At 67.1% G+C, this 18,788-nt stretch carries 19 protein-coding genes; 10 read left to right on the plus strand and 9 right to left on the minus strand.

Going from position 1 to position 18,788, the window contains the following annotated elements; all coding sequences use genetic code 11:
- Positions 1-18: 18 nt before the first annotated feature.
- From ACIGJC_RS21610 to alaC, 9 genes are all read left to right on the plus strand, one after another.
- Positions 19-1,494, plus strand: coding sequence for an NAD-dependent succinate-semialdehyde dehydrogenase (locus ACIGJC_RS21610; RefSeq protein WP_483714221.1), 1,476 nt, complete (start codon positions 19-21; stop codon positions 1,492-1,494).
- Between the two features lie 42 nt (positions 1,495-1,536).
- A complete protein-coding gene (hpaI, locus tag ACIGJC_RS21615) occupies positions 1,537-2,343 on the plus strand; it encodes a 4-hydroxy-2-oxoheptanedioate aldolase (RefSeq protein ID WP_483714223.1) in 807 nt (268 codons plus the stop codon).
- A 75-nt stretch (positions 2,344-2,418) separates the two neighbouring features.
- Positions 2,419-3,822, plus strand: a complete 1,404-nt coding sequence (locus tag ACIGJC_RS21620; RefSeq protein ID WP_483714498.1) for an FAD-binding oxidoreductase — start codon at positions 2,419-2,421, stop codon at positions 3,820-3,822.
- Between the two features lie 129 nt (positions 3,823-3,951).
- Complete coding sequence (locus ACIGJC_RS21625) at positions 3,952-5,025, plus strand: MBL fold metallo-hydrolase (protein ID WP_483714224.1); 1,074 nt, start codon at positions 3,952-3,954, stop codon at positions 5,023-5,025.
- A gap of 158 nt (positions 5,026-5,183) precedes the next feature.
- On the plus strand, positions 5,184-5,819 hold the full coding sequence (locus ACIGJC_RS21630; RefSeq protein WP_483714499.1) for a PadR family transcriptional regulator: 636 nt from the start codon (positions 5,184-5,186) through the stop codon (positions 5,817-5,819).
- 63 nt (positions 5,820-5,882) lie between these two features.
- Positions 5,883-6,716 carry a siderophore-interacting protein gene (locus ACIGJC_RS21635; protein WP_483714501.1) on the plus strand — a complete coding sequence of 278 codons (834 nt, stop codon included), beginning with the start codon at positions 5,883-5,885 and terminating at the stop codon, positions 6,714-6,716.
- A gap of 53 nt (positions 6,717-6,769) precedes the next feature.
- A complete protein-coding gene (locus ACIGJC_RS21640; protein ID WP_483714225.1) occupies positions 6,770-7,174 on the plus strand; it encodes a hypothetical protein in 405 nt (134 codons plus the stop codon).
- A gap of 116 nt (positions 7,175-7,290) precedes the next feature.
- Complete coding sequence (locus ACIGJC_RS21645; protein ID WP_483714226.1) at positions 7,291-7,686, plus strand: type II toxin-antitoxin system VapC family toxin; 396 nt, start codon at positions 7,291-7,293, stop codon at positions 7,684-7,686.
- A 152-nt stretch (positions 7,687-7,838) separates the two neighbouring features.
- On the plus strand, positions 7,839-9,089 hold the full coding sequence (gene alaC / locus ACIGJC_RS21650; protein WP_483714227.1) for an alanine transaminase: 1,251 nt from the start codon (positions 7,839-7,841) through the stop codon (positions 9,087-9,089).
- Between the two features lie 57 nt (positions 9,090-9,146).
- On the opposite strand, the gene ACIGJC_RS21655 is transcribed toward alaC, so the two are convergent.
- From ACIGJC_RS21655 to ACIGJC_RS21675, 5 genes are all read right to left on the minus strand, one after another.
- A complete protein-coding gene (locus tag ACIGJC_RS21655; RefSeq protein ID WP_483714228.1) occupies positions 9,147-10,286 on the minus strand; it encodes an enoyl-CoA hydratase/isomerase family protein in 1,140 nt (379 codons plus the stop codon).
- Positions 10,287-10,294: 8 nt separating this feature from the next.
- Positions 10,295-11,065, minus strand: a complete 771-nt coding sequence (locus tag ACIGJC_RS21660) for an enoyl-CoA hydratase (RefSeq protein WP_483714229.1) — start codon at positions 11,063-11,065, stop codon at positions 10,295-10,297.
- Between the two features lie 12 nt (positions 11,066-11,077).
- On the minus strand, positions 11,078-11,971 hold the full coding sequence (gene mmsB, locus ACIGJC_RS21665; RefSeq protein ID WP_483714230.1) for a 3-hydroxyisobutyrate dehydrogenase: 894 nt from the start codon (positions 11,969-11,971) through the stop codon (positions 11,078-11,080).
- A 44-nt stretch (positions 11,972-12,015) separates the two neighbouring features.
- Positions 12,016-13,539, minus strand: a complete 1,524-nt coding sequence (locus tag ACIGJC_RS21670) for a CoA-acylating methylmalonate-semialdehyde dehydrogenase (RefSeq protein ID WP_483714231.1) — start codon at positions 13,537-13,539, stop codon at positions 12,016-12,018.
- Between the two features lie 63 nt (positions 13,540-13,602).
- Positions 13,603-14,736 carry an acyl-CoA dehydrogenase family protein gene (locus ACIGJC_RS21675; RefSeq protein ID WP_483714232.1) on the minus strand — a complete coding sequence of 378 codons (1,134 nt, stop codon included), beginning with the start codon at positions 14,734-14,736 and terminating at the stop codon, positions 13,603-13,605.
- Between the two features lie 166 nt (positions 14,737-14,902).
- Between ACIGJC_RS21675 and ACIGJC_RS21680 the strand changes: the two genes are divergently transcribed.
- On the plus strand, positions 14,903-15,919 hold the full coding sequence (locus ACIGJC_RS21680) for an AraC family transcriptional regulator (RefSeq protein WP_483714502.1): 1,017 nt from the start codon (positions 14,903-14,905) through the stop codon (positions 15,917-15,919).
- Between the two features lie 21 nt (positions 15,920-15,940).
- Here ACIGJC_RS21680 and ACIGJC_RS21685 read toward each other — a convergent pair whose 3' ends face one another.
- From ACIGJC_RS21685 to ACIGJC_RS21700, 4 genes are all read right to left on the minus strand, one after another.
- The gene (locus ACIGJC_RS21685; RefSeq protein ID WP_483714233.1) at positions 15,941-17,149 is read right to left on the minus strand and encodes a GGDEF domain-containing protein; all 1,209 of its coding nucleotides are present in this window, start codon (positions 17,147-17,149) and stop codon (positions 15,941-15,943) included.
- Between the two features lie 67 nt (positions 17,150-17,216).
- A complete protein-coding gene (locus ACIGJC_RS21690) occupies positions 17,217-17,369 on the minus strand; it encodes a hypothetical protein (protein WP_483714234.1) in 153 nt (50 codons plus the stop codon).
- Positions 17,370-17,499: 130 nt separating this feature from the next.
- Positions 17,500-18,315, minus strand: a complete 816-nt coding sequence (locus tag ACIGJC_RS21695; protein WP_483714235.1) for a class I SAM-dependent methyltransferase — start codon at positions 18,313-18,315, stop codon at positions 17,500-17,502.
- 96 nt (positions 18,316-18,411) lie between these two features.
- Positions 18,412-18,786: a cupredoxin domain-containing protein gene (locus ACIGJC_RS21700; protein ID WP_483714236.1), complete on the minus strand. Its 375-nt coding sequence runs from the start codon at positions 18,784-18,786 to the stop codon at positions 18,412-18,414.
- Positions 18,787-18,788 lie beyond the last annotated feature (2 nt).

An 18,788-nucleotide genomic window follows, 5' to 3' on the forward strand; every position in this document is an offset into this window, starting at 1 on the left:
ACCTTTTAGGCTTCTTCCATGTCCCTGACGCTTGCCAATGCCGCGCTGCTGCGCAGCCAGAATTTCATCAACCAGCAATGGCGCGATGCCGGGCAGGGCGCCCGCTTCGCGGTCACCAATCCGGCCACGGGCGAGGTGTTCGCCCATGTGCCTGACAGCGGCGACGACGACGCGGGCCGCGCGGCGGACGCTGCCGCCGAAGCGTTCCCCGCCTGGAGCGCCCGCCCGGCGCGCGAGCGCGCGCAACTGATCAAGCGCTGGCACGCGCTGATCCTGGCGAGCCAGGAAGACCTGGCCCGCATCATCTCGACCGAGCAGGGCAAGCCGTTGAAGGAAGCGCTCGGCGAGGTGCTGTACGGGGCGTCTTACGTCGAGTGGTTTGCCGAAGAGGCCACGCGCATCTGCGGCGACATCGTCGCGGAGGCCGTGCCGGGCCGCAAGCTGCTGGTGCTCAAGGAACCGGTAGGCGTAGTGGCGGCCATCACGCCGTGGAATTTCCCGCTGGCGATGATCGCCCGCAAGATCGCGCCGGCGCTGGCGGCGGGCTGCACGGTGGTGGCCAAGCCCGCCGAGGACACGCCGCTGACCGCGCTTGCGCTGGCCTGGCTTGCCGAGCAGGCCGGCCTGCCGGCAGGCGTGCTCAATATCGTCACGGCGTCGCGCGAAAGCACGCCGGCCGTGGTCGATGCGTGGCTGGCCGACAGCCGCGTGCGCAAGATCACGTTCACGGGCTCCACGCCGGTGGGCAAGCATCTCGCCCGCGAATCGGCCGGCACCCTCAAGAAGCTGTCGCTGGAACTCGGCGGCAATGCGCCGTTCATTGTGTTCGAGGATGCCGACCTCGACGCCGCGGTCGATGGCCTGATGGCCTCCAAGTTCCGCAATGGCGGGCAGACCTGCGTATGCCCGAACCGCGTCTACGTGCACGACACAGTGCATGACGAGTTTGTCGAACGGCTGGCACACCGCGTGGGCGCGCTTCACGTCGGGCCGGCCACGGACGAAAACGCGCAGATCGGGCCGATGATCAATGCGCGCGCGGTCGACAAGATCGCGCGGCACGTTGAAGACGCGGTGGCCAGGGGCGCGCGCGTGGTGACGGGCGGACGGCGTGTGCGCACGGCCGATGGCCCGCACTACTACGCGCCGACAGTGCTGGTCGACGCCACGCCCGAGATGGAGCTGTCCCGCGAAGAGACCTTCGGCCCGGTGGCGCCGGTCTTCCGGTTCCGCGACGAGGCCGAGGTGATCCGCGACGCGAACGACACGCCGTTCGGGCTGGCCGCCTACTTCTACTCGAACGACGTGCGCCGCATCTGGCGCGTCGCGCAGGCGCTGGAGACCGGCATGGTCGGCATCAACGAAGGCGCAATCGCCGCAGAGGCCGCGCCGTTCGGCGGTGTCAAAGAGTCCGGCTACGGGCGCGAAGGCTCGCGCCACGGGCTGGACGACTACCTGCATACCAAGTACCTTTGCCACGGCCAGCTCGGCTGAGTGGCAACACCCGGTACTCCCGTACCCCGAATACAAGGCATCATGCCCGCACATAATCCGTTCAAGGCCGCGCTGGCGGCCCGCCAGGCGCAGATCGGCCTCTGGCTTTCGATGGCTACGCCCTACCTGGCCGAAGTGTCGGCCACCGCCGGTTTCGACTGGCTGCTGATCGACGGCGAACACGCGCCGAACGACCTGCGCTCGACCCTGCAGGCGCTGCAGGTCGTTGCACCGTATGCGTCGCAGCCGGTGGTGCGCGCGCTGGCGGGCGAGGTCGCGCTGATCAAGCAGCTGCTCGATATCGGCGCGAAGACCCTGCTGGTGCCGATGGTCGATACGGCCGAGCAGGCGCGCATGATGGTCAGCGCAACGCGCTATCCGCCACAAGGCATCCGCGGCGTGGGCAGTGCGGTGGGGCGCGCGTCGCGTTGGAGCAGCCGCACGGACTACCTGGACGTGGCCGATGACGAGGTCTGCCTGCTCGTGCAGGCGGAAACCGTGACGGCGCTGAAGAACCTTGAGGAAATCTGCACTGTGGACGGCGTGGATGGTGTGTTCATCGGCCCCGCGGACCTTGCGGCGTCGATGGGCTATCGCGGCAAGCCGGGACATCCGGAAGTGCAGGCTGCGATCGAGGGCGCGATGCGGACCATCATTGCCTCCGGCAAGGCCGCCGGCACGCTGACTTCCGACCCGGCGCTGGCGCGCCGCTACCTGGCGCTGGGCTGCACCTTCGTGGCAACCGGCGTCGACGTGACGATGTACGCCAACGCGGCGCGACGCCTGGCGGCAGAATTCAAGCCGCAGCAGGCCGGCAGCACGGTTGCCGCGCCTTCCGCCGCTTATTGAACACGACCCTCGATTTCCCATCGCAACATGCCAGTCGAAGCCCAAGCCACGAACCCGCAAGCCACCCTGCGCGCGATGCAGGCCATTGTTGGCGAAAACGCCTGCCTGAGCGGCGACGCCGACATGCAACCCTTCGTCACCGACTACCGCGGCATCTACCATGGCAAGGCCCAGGTGGTGGTGCTGCCTGCGTCGACGGAAGAAGTCAGCCAGGTCATGCAGTGGTGCCATGCCAACCACGTGCCGGTCGTGCCGCAAGGCGGCAACACGTCGCTGATGGGCGGCGCGGTGCCGGACGGTACGGGCGCGGCCGTGGTCATCAACCTGCGGCGCATGAACCGCGTGCTGGCTATCGACACCGTGAATGACACCATGACGTTGCAGGCGGGCGTCACGCTGAGCGCGGCGCGCAGCGCGGCGGAAGGGGAGCAGCGCCTGTTCCCGCTGCGCATCGGCTCGGAAGGCTCGTGCCAAATCGGCGGCAACCTGTCCACCAATGCCGGCGGCACCGCGGTGCTGCGCTACGGCAACATGCGCGACCTGGTGCTCGGGATCGAGGCCGTGCTGCCGGACGGACGCATCTACTCGCAACTGCGCGGCTTGCGCAAGGACAACACCGGCTATGACCTCAAGCACCTGTTCATCGGTGCGGAAGGTACGCTCGGCATCATCACCGGCGCGGTGCTCAAGCTGATGCCGCAGCCGCGCAGTGCGGCGGTGGCATTCGTTGCGGTACAGAGCCCCGCGGCGGCCGTGCAGTTGCTTGGCGAGGCCAAGCGCTTGTCCGGGCAGGCCGTGACCGCGTTCGAGCTGATCTCGCGCCCGGCGCTGGAACTGGTGCTCGAGTACCTGGGCAACGTCCCCTCGCCGCTGCCCGCGATGCACGACTGGATGGTGCTGGTTGAACTGACGTCGGGCACCAATGCGGAAAGCCTCAACGCGACGTTGATGGAGATTCTGGAGTCGGGCTTCGAGCAAGGGCTGGTGCTGGACGCCGCCGTCGCGGCCAGCCTGTCCGATGCGCAGAACTTCTGGCGCATCCGCGAAGAGATTTCGGACGCGCAGACGCGTACGGGCGGCAGCATCAAGTGCGATGTCTCGGTGCCGCTGTCGCGCATCGCGGCGTTTGTCGAAGAGGCGTCCGCGCAGGTGCTGGCGCTGGAGCCGTCGGCCCGCATGGTGATCTACGGACATATGGGCGACGGCAACGTCCACTTCAATCCGCTGCGTCCGAAGGACCAGCCGGCGAAGGAATTCCTGGCCCAGTGGTATGCGCGCATCTCCGGCCTGGTCGATGCCATGGCGCATGCCGAGAACGGCTCGATCTCGGCCGAGCACGGCATCGGCGTGGTCAAGCGCGATGACCTCGCGCAGTTCAAGTCCACCGTGGAGATCGAACTGATGTGGCAGGTGAAGCAGGCACTGGACCCGCGCAACCTGCTCAATCCAGGCAAGGTACTGCCGGCGCAAGGCCAGTAACCCCCTGAATCGGGGCGTGACACGAATGGTCCAACTCGGCTAAGGTGTCTGCTGGACAAGAGACCCGGGGGCAGGCCGCAGCGGCCGTCAGCCGGGCGCACAGCCCGACACCGACAAGGCCGAGAAAGCATGAGCCAGAACGCCCCTACCACGCAGTCTCCTCTCGAAAAACCCACCCTCGACTATCCCTGCGGCGACGCGCCCGCGCCGGGCCAGGCGCGTGAAGTCGCGCCCGGCGTGCGCTGGCTACGCATGCCGATGCCGCTGGGCCTGAACCACATCAACCTCTGGGCCATCCGCGACGGCGCGGGCTGGGCGGCCGTGGATTCCGGCCTGCAGACGCCCGAGACCGCGGCAGCGTGGCGGACGCTGTTCACCGATGGCGGCGCGCTGGCCGGCGGCGGCCTGACGCGGCTGTTCGTCACCCATATGCACCCCGACCACATTGGCATGGCCGGCTGGCTCACGCGCAAGTTCGGCTGCCGGCTCTGGATGACGTCGATGGAATATCTGATGTGCCGCGTACTGGCCGCCGATACCGGCCGCGCCGCGCCGCAGGAAGGCGTGGAATTCTACCGGCAGGCAGGGTGGACCGAGGACGACATCGAAGTGTACCGGGCCCGGTTTGGCGGCTTCGGCAAGTATGTGCACGCGCTGCCCGAGAGCTTCCAGCGCCTGACGGATGGCGACGTGCTGCGCATCGGCGAGCACGAATGGCGCGTGGTCGTCGGCAAGGGGCATTCCCCCGAACATGCCTGCCTGTACTGCCCGGCGCTGAAGTTGCTGATCTCCGGCGACCAGGTCCTGCCGCGCATTTCTTCCAATGTCTCGGTGTTCCCGACCGAGCCCGAAGCCGACCCGATGGGTGACTGGCTGGACTCGCTCGACAAGGTCCGGCGCGAGGTGCCGGACGACGTGCTGGTGCTGCCGGCGCACAACGAACCGTTCCGCGGCCTGCATGCCCGGCTCGACTACCTGTCGCGCAGCCAGCACCAGGCACTTGATCGCCTGCGCGCGGCACTGGCCGAGCCGCGGCGGGCTGTCGACGTGTTCGGGCAACTGTTTTCGCGGCCCATCGACAGCCCGGGCCTGCTCGGCATGGCAACAGGCGAGAGCATCGCGCACCTGAACTACCTGATGCACCTGGGCGAAGCGATTCGGGAAACCGGGTCGGATGGCTTCCACTGGTACCGCATGAAGTGACGGCGGCACCGTCCCCCGTGGCGGTGGGGCGCAGCAACAAAACTTGACTTCGCAGTCTCCGATATATATCTTAAGATATGTTTTAAGATATATCGGAGGCGCTCGTGCGACATCCATTTGCTTCATTCGACCGTCCGGGCCTGGGTCACCGTCTCGGCATGCGTCTTTCTCATCATTTTTTACACCATGCGATCGGGCGCCATCCGCGCGGCGGCGGTCCATGGGGCGGGCAAGGGGATGGCGACGGGTTTGACGGTCCGGGTGACTTTGACGGCGAAGGCTGGCGGCGCGGCCGCAAGTTCAGCGCCGAGGACCTGCAATTGCTGCTGCTCGCCTTGCTGGAGGAGAAGCCCAGCCACGGCTATGAGCTGATCAAGGCCCTGGAGACGCGCACCAGCGGCTTCTACAAGCCAAGCCCCGGCATGGTGTATCCCGCGCTGACCTATCTGGAAGAGGTCGGCTATGCCACGGTGGATACCGAGGGCAACAAGAAGCGCTACCACCTCGCCGATGCCGGCCGCGCCTATCTGACGGCCAACAAGGACCGGCTCGACCTGATGCTGGGACGCCTGCGCCATGCCGCGCGCAAGATGGACTGGATCCGCCGCGCCATGGCCGGCGAGCCGCAGATCGAGCCAGAGCAGGGCGGCTGGGCGCCCGAGTTCGTGCAGGCCCGCGTGGCGCTCAAGCGCGCGCTGGCGCTGCGCGGCGATGCCTCGCCCGATGAGCAGCGGCGCATCGCCGCCATCCTCGCGCAGGCCACGGCAGAAATCGAAGCCGGCCCCAAGCGCTGAGTCGTGGCGTTGACCTTTGCGTCCGCCCTGGGCGCTGCGAGCGCCCTTCATTTGAGGAATTCCATGACCACACAGACTGAAGCCACCCACTCCATCCGCGACCTCACCGTGCAGCGCGTCCGCCATCCGCTGAAGATGCGGATGCTCCAGGTCGTCCGTACCCGGCTCGTTTCTCCGCAATTGCTGCGTGTGACCCTGCACGGCGCTGATCTAGCCGACTTCGTCTCGGCCTCGTTTGACGACCATGTGAAGGTCTTCTTCCCGCAAGGCGGCGCCGACAAGCCGGCAATGCCGGAGGTCGGGCCCAATGGTCCGGTCTTTGCCGAAGGCAAGCCACGGCCGCCCGCGCGCGACTACACGCCGCGCCGCCACGATCCGGCTGCGCAGGAACTGGATATCGAATTCGTTTTGCATGGCGATGGGCCCGCCTCGACATGGGCCGCCCAGGCGCAGCCGGGACAGTACCTTGGCGTAGGCGGTCCGCGCGGCTCCTTCGTGGTCCCCACGGAGTTCGACTGGCACCTGCTGATTGGCGATGAAACGGCTTTGCCAGCCATCGGGCGCCGGCTGGAGGAACTGGGAGCGAATACCCGCGCGCTGGTGGTCGTGGAAGTGCCCGACGCAGCGGCCGAAATTCCCCTTCCGAGCGCCGCGAAGCTGGAGGTCCACTGGCTGCACCGGGGCAACGGGCCCGAGGGCAGCTTGCTCGAACCGGCGCTGCGCAAGATCGGGCTGCCGCATGGCGAAGGTTATGTCTGGGCGGCCGGGGAGTCTGCCGCAATCAAGGCAGTTCGCCAGCATCTTGTCGCCGAGCGTGGCATTGCGAAAACACGAATCCGCGCGTCGAGCTACTGGAAACGCGGCGCGGCGGCCGTGCATGAGACCCTCGAAGACTGAGCTGCGCCCCGATGGCCTAAGATGACGGCAACGCAACTCGCAAGGAGGCTGCTGTGCCGAACATCGCATCGGGCTGGATAAGGATTCAATTTGCCGCGGCGGCAGGCGTTGCCCTGACGCTGGCCGCCTGCGCACCGGACTCTGTCCGCAACATCGAGGCCAAGGGTTTCAATGCCTACCTGGATTCGCTGAAGACGGCCTGTCCCAATATGGTCATCGGCACCAACAACATCAGCGAGTGGCTGCGCAACAGCGGCAGCACGGGGGACGACGACTACGTCTACTGGCTGGACCAGACCTCGCGCCTGTACTACAGGCGGATCAGTCCGGCGCAGTACCGCACGTCGGTCGGCGGGACGCTGGGTGCTGGCAAGGCGGACACGCGGGCGCTGGACTGCATCATCCAGCACTTGCCGGCGGATCGGCCGAGCAGTCCGCCGGGAGGCAAGTTGCTGTAAGAGGGCGGTAAGCCGCCTGGCATCTCGCGCACGGGCCGATAGGAAATCCTGTCCGGCACGGTCGTCCGCTATGACAACCCGACGGACCCCATCGACGTGGAATGGGAGGCGGGCCAGTGATCGTGCTGGACACGCATGCCCTGGTCTGGTGGGCGAGTGGAAGCAAGGAACTGAGTGCCAGGGCAAGCGCTGCTATCGAGCACGAATGCATCGATGGACAGATTGTCATTTCGGCGATCTCTGCGTGGGAAATCGCCATGCTTGTAGAGCGGGATAAACTCTTGCTGACGATGGATGTCGAGAGTTGGCTAAGCACGGTCGCGGAGATCGACGCGGTGTGTTTCTATCCGGTCGATGTCGACGTTTCGATCAAATCGATCCATCTGCCAGGGGAGTTCCATAAGGACCCCGTGGACCGGATGATCGTCGCGACGGCGCGCAAGTTGGCGGCTCCGGTGGTCACCAAGGATGAGAAGATTCGGGCCTATAAACATGTCACGACTGTCTGGTAGGCCAGGGACAGCAGCTTAGGGCCTATGTGGGGCCGTCGCGTTCCCCCGTTGTGCAATCCCCCCATCCCCGCTAACATGGTCCCCCGGCAGCCGAGACAGCGGTTGCCGACGTCGCTCGGACGGTTCCGGGCGCTTACGTAAAGGACTCCTTCATGACTGCCAGCTCTGGCAAGCGCCGCTTTGCGCGCATCGATCGCCTTCCCCCGTACGTTTTCAATATCACCGCCGAGTTGAAGATGGCCGCCCGCCGCCGTGGCGAGGACATCATCGACATGAGCATGGGCAACCCGGACGGGGCCACGCCGCCGCATATCGTCGCCAAGCTGGTAGAGGCCGCGCAACGGCCGGACACGCATGGCTACTCCACGTCGAGGGGCATACCGCGCCTGCGCCGCGCGATCTCGCACTGGTATCGCGAGCGCTATGACGTGGAGATCGATCCGGATACCGAAGCCATCGTCACCATCGGTTCCAAGGAAGGCCTGGCGCACCTGATGCTGGCCACGCTCGATCGCGGCGACTCCGTGCTGGTGCCCGACCCAAGCTACCCGATCCATATCTATGGCGCGGTGATTGCCGGTGCCGATATCCGTTCCGTGCCGCTGGTGCCGGGCGTCGATTTCTTCGCGGAGCTCGAGCGCACCATTCGCGGCAGCTATCCGAAGCCGAAGATGATCGTGCTCGGCTTCCCGTCGAACCCGACCGCGCAGTGCGTGGAGCTGGATTTCTTCGAGCGCGTGATCGCGCTGGCGCGCAAGCACGACATCTTCGTCGTGCACGACCTGGCCTATGCCGACATCGTCTTCGACGGCTGGAAGGCGCCGTCGATCATGCAGGTGCCCGGCGCCAAGGACATCGCGGTGGAGTTCTTCACGCTGTCCAAGAGCTACAACATGGCGGGCTGGCGTATCGGCTTCATGGTGGGCAACCCGGACCTGGTGGCCGCGCTCACGCGTATCAAGAGCTATCACGACTACGGCACCTTCACGCCGGTGCAGGTGGCGGCCATTGCCGCGCTGGAGGGCGACCAGGAATGCGTGAAGGAGATTGCCGCGCACTACCAGTCGCGTCGCGACGTGCTGGCGAAAGGGCTGATCGAATCGGGCTGGCCGGTCGATATCCCGAAGGCGTCGATGTATATCTGGGCGCGCATCCCGGAGCCATACCGTTCGCTGGGTTCGCTGGAGTTCGCCAAGCAGCTGCTGGCCAAGGCGAAAGTCTCGGTTTCGCCGGGCATTGGCTTCGGCGACTATGGCGATGAATACGTGCGCTTCGCGCTGATCGAGAACGAAGCGCGCATCCGGCAGGCCGTGCGCGGCATCAAGGCGATGTTCCGTGCGGATGGGCTGATCAAGGTGCCAGTCGCCGAGTCCGCGGACGGTCACGGCAAGCACAAGGCCTGAGGCGAGGAAGCAGGCCTGCGTTGTAACGGCGCAGGCCTTCCGGATCGGGCACGGGCCTCAGTGCAGCTCGTGCAGCTCGTGCAGCGGATCATCACCCGGTTGCCACCAGCGCGCGAACAGCACCTCCACCGCACTCCGGTCCACGGCGTCGTAGCTGCTCACACGCCAGTTGGGCGCGTTGTCCTTGTCTACGATCAGCGCTCGCACGCCCTCGATGAAATCCCCACGGGTGAACGACTGCACCACCACGGCCAGTTCCATGCGGAAGCAGTCGGCCAGGTCAAGGCGGCGGCCACGCAGCAAAAGCTCGCGCGTGGCACACGTGGCCAGTGGCGAGCGCTTGCGCAGCGTGTCCGACGTGCGCGCGGCCCACTCGGCGTAGCGGGGATCGTCCTGGCAGGCCAGGCCGGCGATGATCTCGGGGAGTGCCGCGTCGGCCGGGAAATGCCGCATCAGGGCCGGCAGCACGTCAAGCAGTGGCGCGTCCGCCGCGCTGCAGATCGGCTCGCGTACCAGCGTGCGGCGCAGGTCGTCCAGTGGCTGGCCACTCCAGCGAACAGTCCGCAACGTTTCTTCGAGGCCGGCCAGCGTCACGCTATTGATAGCGGCGTCCGCGAGCCCGCACAGCAAGGCATCTTCGGCGCCTATGGTTACGCCCGTCAGCCCGAGATAGAGCGCGAGCTGGACCGGCATCTTCGACAGGAAATGGCTCGCGCCGACATCAGGCACGAGCCCGATGCCGGTTTCCGGCATGGCCACGCGCGAGCGTTCGGTGACGATGCGCAGGTGCGCCGCCTGCGACAGCCCCATGCCGCCGCCCATGACGATGCCATCCATCAGCGCCACCACCGGCTTGGGATAGCGGTGCAGGCGGTAGTCGAGCTGGTATTCGTCGATGAAGAACTGGCGCTGCAGCGACGTGCCGTCGCGATGGCTGTCATACAGCGCGCGGATATCGCCGCCCGCGCAGAACGCCTTTGGCCCGGCGCCGCGCAGTACTACGGCTTCGATATCGTCCTGCGCGGCCCAGGCATCGAGCTGCGCGGCCAGCATCGTGATCATCGGGTACGACAGCGCATTAAGCTGGCGTGGCCGGTTCAGCGTGACCAGGCCGACGCGGTTGATGACCTCGAACAGGACTTCGGGTTCGGCGCCGGCGGACGGGGTGGCGGGCGTGCTTTCCGGTGTGAGTCTCATGCCGGCTCCTAGCCGTTGCGCCATTGGGGCGCACGTTTCTGCAGGAAGGCATTGACGCCTTCGCGCTGGTCCTCGCCGTCGAACAGGTCGACAAAGCGCTCGCGTTCCAGCGCGAGTGCGGCCTGGCGCGGCACGCCCTGGCGCGCGAGATGTACGAGCTGCTTGCTGTAGGCCGCCGCGCGCGGGCTCACGGCGCATGCGCGTTCGGCCATGGCCAGCGCGGCGTCCAGCGACTTGCCGCGTGGCACCACTTCTTCCACCAGCCCGATGCGCAGCGCCGTTGGAGCATCCACCCGCTCATTGGTGAGGATCATGCGCTTGGCCCAGCCTTCGCCGACCAGCCAGGGCAGGGTTTGCGTGCCGCAGCCGCAGGGCAACAGGCCCACGGCTGCCTCTGGCAAGGCCATCTGCGCCTGCTCTTCGGCAATGCGCACATCGCAGGCGAGCGCGCATTCCAGCCCGCCGCCCATGGCGTAGCCGTTGATCGCGGCGATCACGAGCGGGCGCGCGTTCTGCAGCGCTTCGAAGGCCGTGCCAAAGCGCTGCGCCATCACGCGTGCATGGGCGCGGTCGCCGTTGGAGAAGCCGTTCAGGTCCGCGCCGGCACTGAAGAAGCGGTCTCCGCTGCCGGTGATGACGACGGCGCGGACTTGCGGGTCGGCGTCAATCCTGGCGACAAGATCCTGCAGTTGCTGCAGCCCCTCGGCCGTGAAGGCATTGGCGGGCGGGCGGCTGAGCGTGAGGCGGGCAATGTGCCCGTCCAGGGTGAATTCGATCATGGCTGGCTTCCCTCAGGCTCCGGCTTTGGGCTGGTATTGCCGGATCACCCCGGAGAAATCGAGCTGGCCGTCGCCGGCCTGGCTCATGGCCTGATAGAGTTGCTGCGCCAGCGCGCCAAGGAACAGCGGCTGCTTCACGCTGCGTGCGGCATCGGCTGCCAGCCCAAGGTCCTTGAGCATCAGGTCGGCGCCGAAGCCGCCCGTGTAGCCGCGCGACGACGGGGCGGTCTCGATCACGCCGGGATACGGGTTGTAGGTGTCCGACGACCAGCAACGACCCGTCGAGGTATTGACGATGCCGGCCAGCACGTTGGCGTCAATGCCCAGCCGCACGCCGAGCGCCATGGCTTCCGACACGCCGATCATCGAGATCCCGAGGATCAGGTTGTTGCAGATCTTGGCGACTTGACCGGTGCCGGTCTCGCCGCAATGAACCAGGTTGCGGCCCATATTGGCGAGCACCGGCTTGACCCGCTCGAACAACTCCGGCGTGGCGCCGACCATGAACGTCAGCGTACCGGCCTGCGCGCCGCCGGTGCCGCCGGACACCGGCGCGTCGGCCAGCGCATTGCCATGTGCGTCGGCGGCAGCGGCCAGTTCGCGCACGGTGGCCGGGTCGATGGTGCTGGAATCGACCAGCGGCACGCCGGGCCGCACGCCCGCCAGCACGCCTTCCTCACCCAGATAGGCCGTGCGGACATGCGCGGCCGCGGGCAGCATGGTGATGACGAAGTCGGCTTCGGCCACCGCCTTGCGTGCCGAAGCGGCCGAGGCCGCGCCTTCGGCGCACAGCGCTGCCACGGCAGCTGTGTTGAGGTCGAACACGGTCAGCGTGTGGCCGGCCTTGAGCAGGTTGCGCGCCATGGGGGCGCCCATGTTGCCGAGGCCGATGAAGGCGATATGCATGTCGGGTCTCCTGGATATTGTCTGGCGGTCGGTGCGCGGCGCGCTTACTTCAGGCTGATGGTCGTGTTCACGCCGTCATTCACCGTGGCATCGTCGAACCAGCGCGCCGTGACGGTCTTGGTCTGGGTGTAGAACTGCACCACCTGCTTGCCATACGGGCCCAGGTCGCCGAGCTTGGAACCGCGCGAGCCGGTGAAGCTGAAGTAGGGCACGGGCACCGGAATGGGAATGTTGATGCCGACCTGGCCGACATCGATCTCGCTCTGGAATTTGCGCGCCGCCGCGCCGCTCTGCGTGAATACGCCAGTGCCGTTGCCGAACGGGTTGCGGTTGACCAGCGCGATGGCTTCGTCGAGTGTTTCCACGCCGATGACCACCAGCACCGGCCCGAAGATCTCGTTGGTGTAGACCGACATCTCGGTCGTCACATCGGTGAAGATGGTCGGGCCGATGAAATTGCCTTGCGGGTAGCCCGGTACCTCGACGTTGCGCCCGTCCAGCACCAGCGTTGCGCCTTCCTTCTCGCCGGAGGCGATCAGGCCGAGGATGCGTTCCTTGGCCGCGACCGAAACGACCGGGCCAACATCGGTGCCAGCCTCCGCGCCAGCGCCGACCTTGAGCGTCTTTGCCTTCGCCACGAGTTCCGGCACCCATTCGCGCGCGGCGCCGACCAGTACGATGACCGAGGTCGCCATGCAGCGCTGGCCGGCGGCGCCAAAGCCCGCGCCTGCCAGCGCGTTCAGGGTTTGCTCCTTGTGCGCATCGGGCAGCACCACGGCATGGTTCTTGGCGCCCATCATCGATTGCACCCGCTTGCCATGCGCACCAGCCAGGTTGTAGACATGGGTGCCGACCGCGGTCGAGCCGACAAACGAAACGGCCTTGATATCGGGGTGCGTGCACAGCGCGTCGACGACCTCCTTGGCACCTTGCACCACGTTCAGCACGCCCGGCGGCACGCCGGCTTCCACGGCCAGCTTGACCAGTTCCATCGTCGACAGCGGATCCTGCTCCGACGGCTTGAGCACGAAGGTATTGCCGCAGACGATGGCCATCGGGAACATCCACAGCGGGATCATGGCCGGGAAGTTGAAGGGCGTGATGCCAGCGCACACGCCGATTGGCTGCTGCAGCGTATAGGTATCGACCGTGGCCGCCACGTTCTCGGCAAAGCCGCCTTGCTGGAGCGTGCCGATCGAGCACGCATGCTCTACCACTTCCAGGCCGCGGAAGATGTCGCCTTCCGCATCGGCCAGTGTCTTGCCCTGTTCGGCCGTGAGGATGGCGGCGATGCGCTTGCTGTGTTCGCGGATGAGTGCCTGGTAGCGCAGCATGATGCGCAGCCGCGCGCCGATCGGCGTATGGCGCCAGGTGGCAAACGCGCGATGGGCCGAATCCACCGCCGCGGCGACTTCGCTGGCCGTGGCCAGCGGCACGCGGGCCAGGACCTCTTGCGTGGCTGGGTTGACCACGTTGCGGAATTCCGTGGCGGATGACGCCACCCACTCGCCGTTGATCAGCAGCGGGACGGTCGGAACGGCGTTGGCGGTCTGGGGCAGTGCACTCATGATGTCTCCGGTCGGTTCTGGATGGGGATGCAAGTCAGGCGGTTTCGATGGGTCAAGCCGGTGCTACAGGCTGCGCGCGATCAGCATGCGCTGGATCTCGCTGGTGCCTTCGTAGATCTGCGTGATGCGCGCGTCGCGGTAGTGGCGCTCGACCGGGTAGTCCTCCAGGTAGCCGTAGCCGCCGTGGATCTGCAGCGCCTTGGAGCACACGCGTTCTGCCAGCTCGGAGGCATAGAGCTTGGCCTGCGACGCTTCGGACAGGCAAGGCAGCCCTTGCGTGCGCATCCGCGCGGCGCGATGCACGAGCAGGCGCGCAGCGTTGAGTTCGGTGGCCATGTCGGCCAGCATGTTGGCGATCGGCGGGTGCTCGCGCAGGGGCCGTCCGAACTGCACGCGCTCCGACGCATAGCGGCACGCGGCCTCGAACGCCGAACGGGCGATGCCGATGGCCTGCGCGGCAATGCCGATGCGGCCGCCTTCCAGGTTGGACAGGGCGATGCGCAGGCCTTCGCCAGGCTCGCCGAGCAGCGCGTCATGCGGTACTTCGCAATCTTCCAGCGTGATCGCGCAGGTATCCGAGGCGCGGATGCCCAGCTTCTTCTCGGGTGCGTGGACGATAAAGCCCGGCGTGTCCGTCGGCACCAGGAACGCCGAAATGCCCTTCTTGCCGCGTTCCGGCTCGGTGGAGGCAAACACCACTGCCACGCCGGCACGCTGGCCGTTGGTGACGAACTGCTTGCTGCCGTTCAGCACCCAGCCTCGTTCGGTGGGCTGGGCGCGCGTGCGCAGGTTGTGGGCTTCGGAGCCGGCCTGCGGTTCGGTCAGGCAGAAGGCGCCGATGACTTCGCCGCTGGCCAGGCGCGGCAGGTAGCGTTGTTTCTGCGCGTCTGTGCCGTAGTGCAGGACCGGGCCGCAGCCGACCGAGTTGTGCACGCTCATCAGCGTGGCGCACGCGGCGCAGCCGGCGGCGATTTCCTCGATGGCCAGCGCATAGGCCACGTAGTCGGTATAGGTGCCGCCCCATTCCTCCGGCACGATCATGCCGAGCAGGCCGAGCGCGCCCATGTCGGCGACCACGTCGGCGGGCAGCTTTCCTGCGCGGTCCCATTCGGCGGCGCCCGCGGCGAGCCGCTCGCTGGCAAAGGCGCGCGCGCTGTCGCGGATCATGGTTTGCTCTTCGGTGTAGTCGCTGTGCATGGCTGGGCGCGGCTGGCGCGATTGAGGGGTCTTTGGCGGTCTTCGTATCGAACAGGCGCAGTGTAGAAACCGCAAGCCGGCGCTCCTATGCCAAAATCCGCCATTCTTTGTGAACTCGAAAGCCATCCGCCCGGTGCCCATCGGCTATCCGGAGCGTGGCCGCACCATGGAAAAAGGCAGCGTCGCGATTTGCTTTGTCCACCACGCCATCTCGGGGCTGCAGGCCCGCGGGCTGGATCCCGAGCCGGTGCTGCGCAGCGCCGGCATCGCGCCGGCGCTGCTGGCGGTGCCGCAGGCGCGGGTATCCACGGCCAGCTACAGCGACCTGTGGATGGCCGTGGCCGCCACGCTCGACGACGAATTCTTCGGCCAGGATTCGCGCAGCATGAAGTGCGGCAGCTTTGCCATGCTGTGTCACGCGGTGGCGGGCAGCCGCAGCTTTGCCCAGGCCCTGGAACGCGTGGCGCGCTATTTCGGTCTGCTGCTCGATGACCTCGGCGTGCGGCTGGACCGGCACGAAGACCGCGCGGCGCTGGTCCTCACCGCGCCGTCGGCGCCGCAGGGCCGGCTGCCGAGCGTGTTCGCGCAGGAAACCATGCTGATCATGCTGCAGGGCCTGATGAGCTGGCTGCTGCACCGTCGCGTGCCGATCCTGCTGGCGTCCTTTGCCTATCCGGAGCCGCCGTATGGCGCGGAATACCGGATCATGTACTCGCGCCAGACGGCATTCGGCCAGCCCGCGACGGCATTGGTGTTCGACGCCGGACTGCTCGAACAGCCCGTGCGGCAGGACGAGCGCAGCCTGAAGTCGTTCCTGCGCGATGCGCCGCATAACGTGGTCGTGAAATATTCCGACCGCAGCAGCGTGGCCGCCCGCGTTCGGCGCCAGTTGCGCAACCAGCGCCCCGAGCTGTGGCCGACCTTCGAGGCGCTGGCACTGAGCCTGAATCTTTCGGCGTCATCGCTGCGCCGGCGCCTGATGGACGAGGGCGCCAGCTACCAGGAACTGAAGGACCAGCTCCGGCGCGACCTGGCAATCGACGCGCTCAGCCGCACCAGCAAGCCTGTGGCCGATATTGCAGCGGAACTGGGTTTTGCCGAGCCCGGCGCCTTTCATCGCGCATTCCGGCGCTGGACCGGCTCGCGGCCCGGTGCGTATCGCGGCACGGCAGGCGAGGGCTGAGTCCGTCCGCTGCCGTCCCGCTCAGGCCGGCAGTGCTTCGCGCACCGGGGTAGCCATCCCGGAACCTGTCTGCCGGTCGTCGTGCGCGACGATGCGGTTGCGGCCTTCCAGCTTGGCCCGATACAGCGCCGCATCCGCGCGCGCGCAGAGCTGCGCCAGCGACTCGCCCCGGCGCAGGATGGCGACACCGCCGCTGATCGTGTAGCGCACGGCGGCGCCCTGGTCGCCGATCCGGACGCGTTGCTGTTCCGCGCCAGTGCGGATGCGCTCCGCAATGGGCAGCGCATCGGCCAGGCGCGTGGCGGGCAACAGCACGGCGAACTCCTCGCCGCCCAGCCGGCCCACGCGGTCGGTGGCGCGCACCTGTGCCGCGGCCATCCCGGCGAATTCGCGCAGCACGGCATCGCCGGCCGCATGGCCGTAGGTATCGTTGACGGTCTTGAAGCGGTCGATGTCGACAATGACGAGGGCAAGCGTTGCGTTGCCGTGGCCGCCTTTGGCGATCGCGCGGCTGGCCATTTCCTCCCAGGCCTTGCGCGACATGACGCCGGTGAGCCCGTCGGTGTTGGCGATGGCTTCGAGCTTGCGCACCATGGTGTCGTGGATCATCAGCACCGCGCCCATGGTCAGTGCCGGCATCACTAGCGCGCCAAGCGTCAGGAACAGTGTGTTCAGTCCCGGCGATTGCAGGCTGTACGGGTCGCCCATCAGCGAAAACGCCGACAGCAGGCCGCGCGCAGTATGTCCGGTGGCGAAGAAGAGCGCGAAGGCGGCGGTAGTCAGGTGATAGTTGCCGGCGCTGCCGCGCGGCCGCCAGCGGATCAGCGTGATGCCGGTCAGCGCGCACAGCACCGCATGAAAGGCAGAGACCGCGACCACGCGCGTGGTGAAGACGTCGAAGACATAGCGCCAGGCCACCACCACGGCCATGGTGGCCAGCGTGCCCGCGGCCAGCCGGCCCCAGCGCGGCTGGCCGCCGGTAAAGCGCACGCAGCCCGCATAGAACATCGCCAGCGCCCAGCAAAGCGCGGCATTGGCGAGCACGATGGACAGCAGGTCGCTGATCTGGCCACGCAGCGCGAACAGCGCCAGGGCGAGGGTGACGATCAGGTTGGCATGGCACCAGTCCGCGACGCCCGGTACCCCGCAACGGCGCAGGGACCAGACGATCGCGAGCATCATGGCGCTAAGGGCCGCGGTGATGACAAGCAGCGCGGTAGGAACGGACATCAGGGGAAATCCAGGGGCGGGTAGGTCCCGCAAAACCGCAATGATACGGAGCGCGGCCCTCGCCGTGTCAGTCGCCAGGTGGAGACGACGGCTGGCCAGGGGAATCCGGCGGCGGATCCATGCGCAGCGCCGGGTCATGCTTGAGCCTCCAGTGCGCAGCGACCAGCAATGCGACAAGGACGGCGACCATATAGCCGCCCAGCAAGGTGATGTATTCCATGACTGACCCCTTGAGGCGCCGGCTCTATGGCCGGTCGTGCAGAGATTATGGAAAACAGTGTCTACGGCCACATCACCTGTTTGGGTGATCCCCTGCCAAGGTAGGGGGACAAGGCGTGCCGGCCTCGCCCTCAGGCGACGACGGCGACCACATGCGCCTGCATGCGGCCTTCGATGACGCCCGAACCGAAGGCCTGCACCAGCGCCTGCTCGCAACGGTCGGTGGCGCGCTGCAATGCGTCCGGCCCGCGCGACTCCAGGTCCGGTCGCAGCGGCGTCCCCTGGCATAAGGCCACCGCAGCGATACGCGCCGATTCGGCGACGCTGGCCTGTGGCAGCGTTTCCATGGCAGGCGCCGCGGCAAAGCCGCCTTGCCTCAGGTGCCCGGCGATCTCGGCCAGCCGGTGATAGCCGTGGGGCGTACGCGTCATGAATTGCGGAGGATCGTCCGGAAACAGCGTGCCGAGCGCCTTGCAGACGATATCGGTGAAGTGGTTGTCCTCGATGCGGTCCCACACGTTGAACAAGAGCGTGCCGCCGGGGGCCAGCACGCGTCGCGCTTCGGCGAATGCGGCGGGCTTGTCGGGAAAGAACATGACGCCGAACTGGCAGGCAACCAGATCGAAACTGCCGTCATCGAACGGCAACTGCATGGCATTGGCCACCTGCCAGTCGACCGGGCGGCTGGTGCCGGCGGCCCGCGCGCGTTCCAGCATGGGCGGGTTGAGGTCCGTTGCCACGATGGACGCCCGTGGCGGCAGCTGCCGGGCCAGCTCGCGCGTCAGTGCGCCCGTGCCGGCCGCCATTTCCAGCACCCTGGCCGGTTGCAGAGCGGCCGCCCGGCGGGCGAGGTCCGCGGCGTATGAGGCGAAAATCATCGGCACGAGGTACCGCTCGTACAGGTCGGGAACGGCACCCGTGAACTTGTCGCTGTCGCGCTGCGGCATGGTTGTCTCCCAGTGGGGCCGGGCCGCGCTGGCCCGGCCGATTGCTTCCATGCTAGGCGGCTGGCAGCCACAACGGGGGCCGCCATGGCGCAACGGTCAACGGATCTCGATTTGCCCGTTCATCGATTCATGCCCCGAGCCGCAGAAGATGTCGCACAGGAACACGTGCGACCCGGCTGCGCTGGCGTGGATGGGAACTTCCACCTTCTTGCCGGGAGGCAGGTCCACGCGGATGCCAAGGTCCGGCACGCTGAAGCCCATGATGACATCGAGCGCGGTCAGCTCGAGGATCACGGATTCATTGTTGCGCAGGGCAATCTGGTTCGGTGTGAACACAAAGCGCCGCGCGGTGACGGGGATACGCCGCGGCACGGCGGCCGAGGCGGTCCAGAACGGTACCGATGCGGCCAGCGCCGCCAGCCAGGCCAGGCTGCGGCGGCGTGCGGGGCGGAAGGGCGTTTGCTCGATCATCG

Source organism: Cupriavidus sp. C3SS-1, from assembly GCF_057073755.1.

Bases quoted from the DNA above. Each gene is read 5' to 3' on its own strand.
- ACIGJC_RS21700 (WP_483714236.1), bottom strand. From the start codon at position 18,786: ATGATCGAGCAAACGCCCTTCCGCCCCGCACGCCGCCGCAGCCTGGCC.
- ACIGJC_RS21660 (WP_483714229.1), bottom strand. From the start codon at position 11,065: ATGATCGAATTCACCCTGGACGGGCACATTGCCCGCCTCACGCTCAGC.
- ACIGJC_RS21685 (WP_483714233.1), bottom strand. From the start codon at position 17,149: ATGTCCGTTCCTACCGCGCTGCTTGTCATCACCGCGGCCCTTAGCGCC.
- ACIGJC_RS21670 (WP_483714231.1), bottom strand. From the start codon at position 13,539: ATGAGTGCACTGCCCCAGACCGCCAACGCCGTTCCGACCGTCCCGCTG.
- alaC (WP_483714227.1), top strand. From the start codon at position 7,839: ATGACTGCCAGCTCTGGCAAGCGCCGCTTTGCGCGCATCGATCGCCTT.
- ACIGJC_RS21690 (WP_483714234.1), bottom strand. From the start codon at position 17,369: ATGGAATACATCACCTTGCTGGGCGGCTATATGGTCGCCGTCCTTGTC.
- ACIGJC_RS21630 (WP_483714499.1), top strand. From the start codon at position 5,184: ATGCGTCTTTCTCATCATTTTTTACACCATGCGATCGGGCGCCATCCG.
- ACIGJC_RS21625 (WP_483714224.1), top strand. From the start codon at position 3,952: ATGAGCCAGAACGCCCCTACCACGCAGTCTCCTCTCGAAAAACCCACC.
- ACIGJC_RS21610 (WP_483714221.1), top strand. From the start codon at position 19: ATGTCCCTGACGCTTGCCAATGCCGCGCTGCTGCGCAGCCAGAATTTC.
- ACIGJC_RS21655 (WP_483714228.1), bottom strand. From the start codon at position 10,286: ATGAGACTCACACCGGAAAGCACGCCCGCCACCCCGTCCGCCGGCGCC.
- ACIGJC_RS21675 (WP_483714232.1), bottom strand. From the start codon at position 14,736: ATGCACAGCGACTACACCGAAGAGCAAACCATGATCCGCGACAGCGCG.
- mmsB (WP_483714230.1), bottom strand. From the start codon at position 11,971: ATGCATATCGCCTTCATCGGCCTCGGCAACATGGGCGCCCCCATGGCG.
- ACIGJC_RS21695 (WP_483714235.1), bottom strand. From the start codon at position 18,315: ATGCCGCAGCGCGACAGCGACAAGTTCACGGGTGCCGTTCCCGACCTG.
- ACIGJC_RS21635 (WP_483714501.1), top strand. From the start codon at position 5,883: ATGACCACACAGACTGAAGCCACCCACTCCATCCGCGACCTCACCGTG.
- ACIGJC_RS21620 (WP_483714498.1), top strand. From the start codon at position 2,419: ATGCAGGCCATTGTTGGCGAAAACGCCTGCCTGAGCGGCGACGCCGAC.
- hpaI (WP_483714223.1), top strand. From the start codon at position 1,537: ATGCCCGCACATAATCCGTTCAAGGCCGCGCTGGCGGCCCGCCAGGCG.
- ACIGJC_RS21680 (WP_483714502.1), top strand. From the start codon at position 14,903: ATGGAAAAAGGCAGCGTCGCGATTTGCTTTGTCCACCACGCCATCTCG.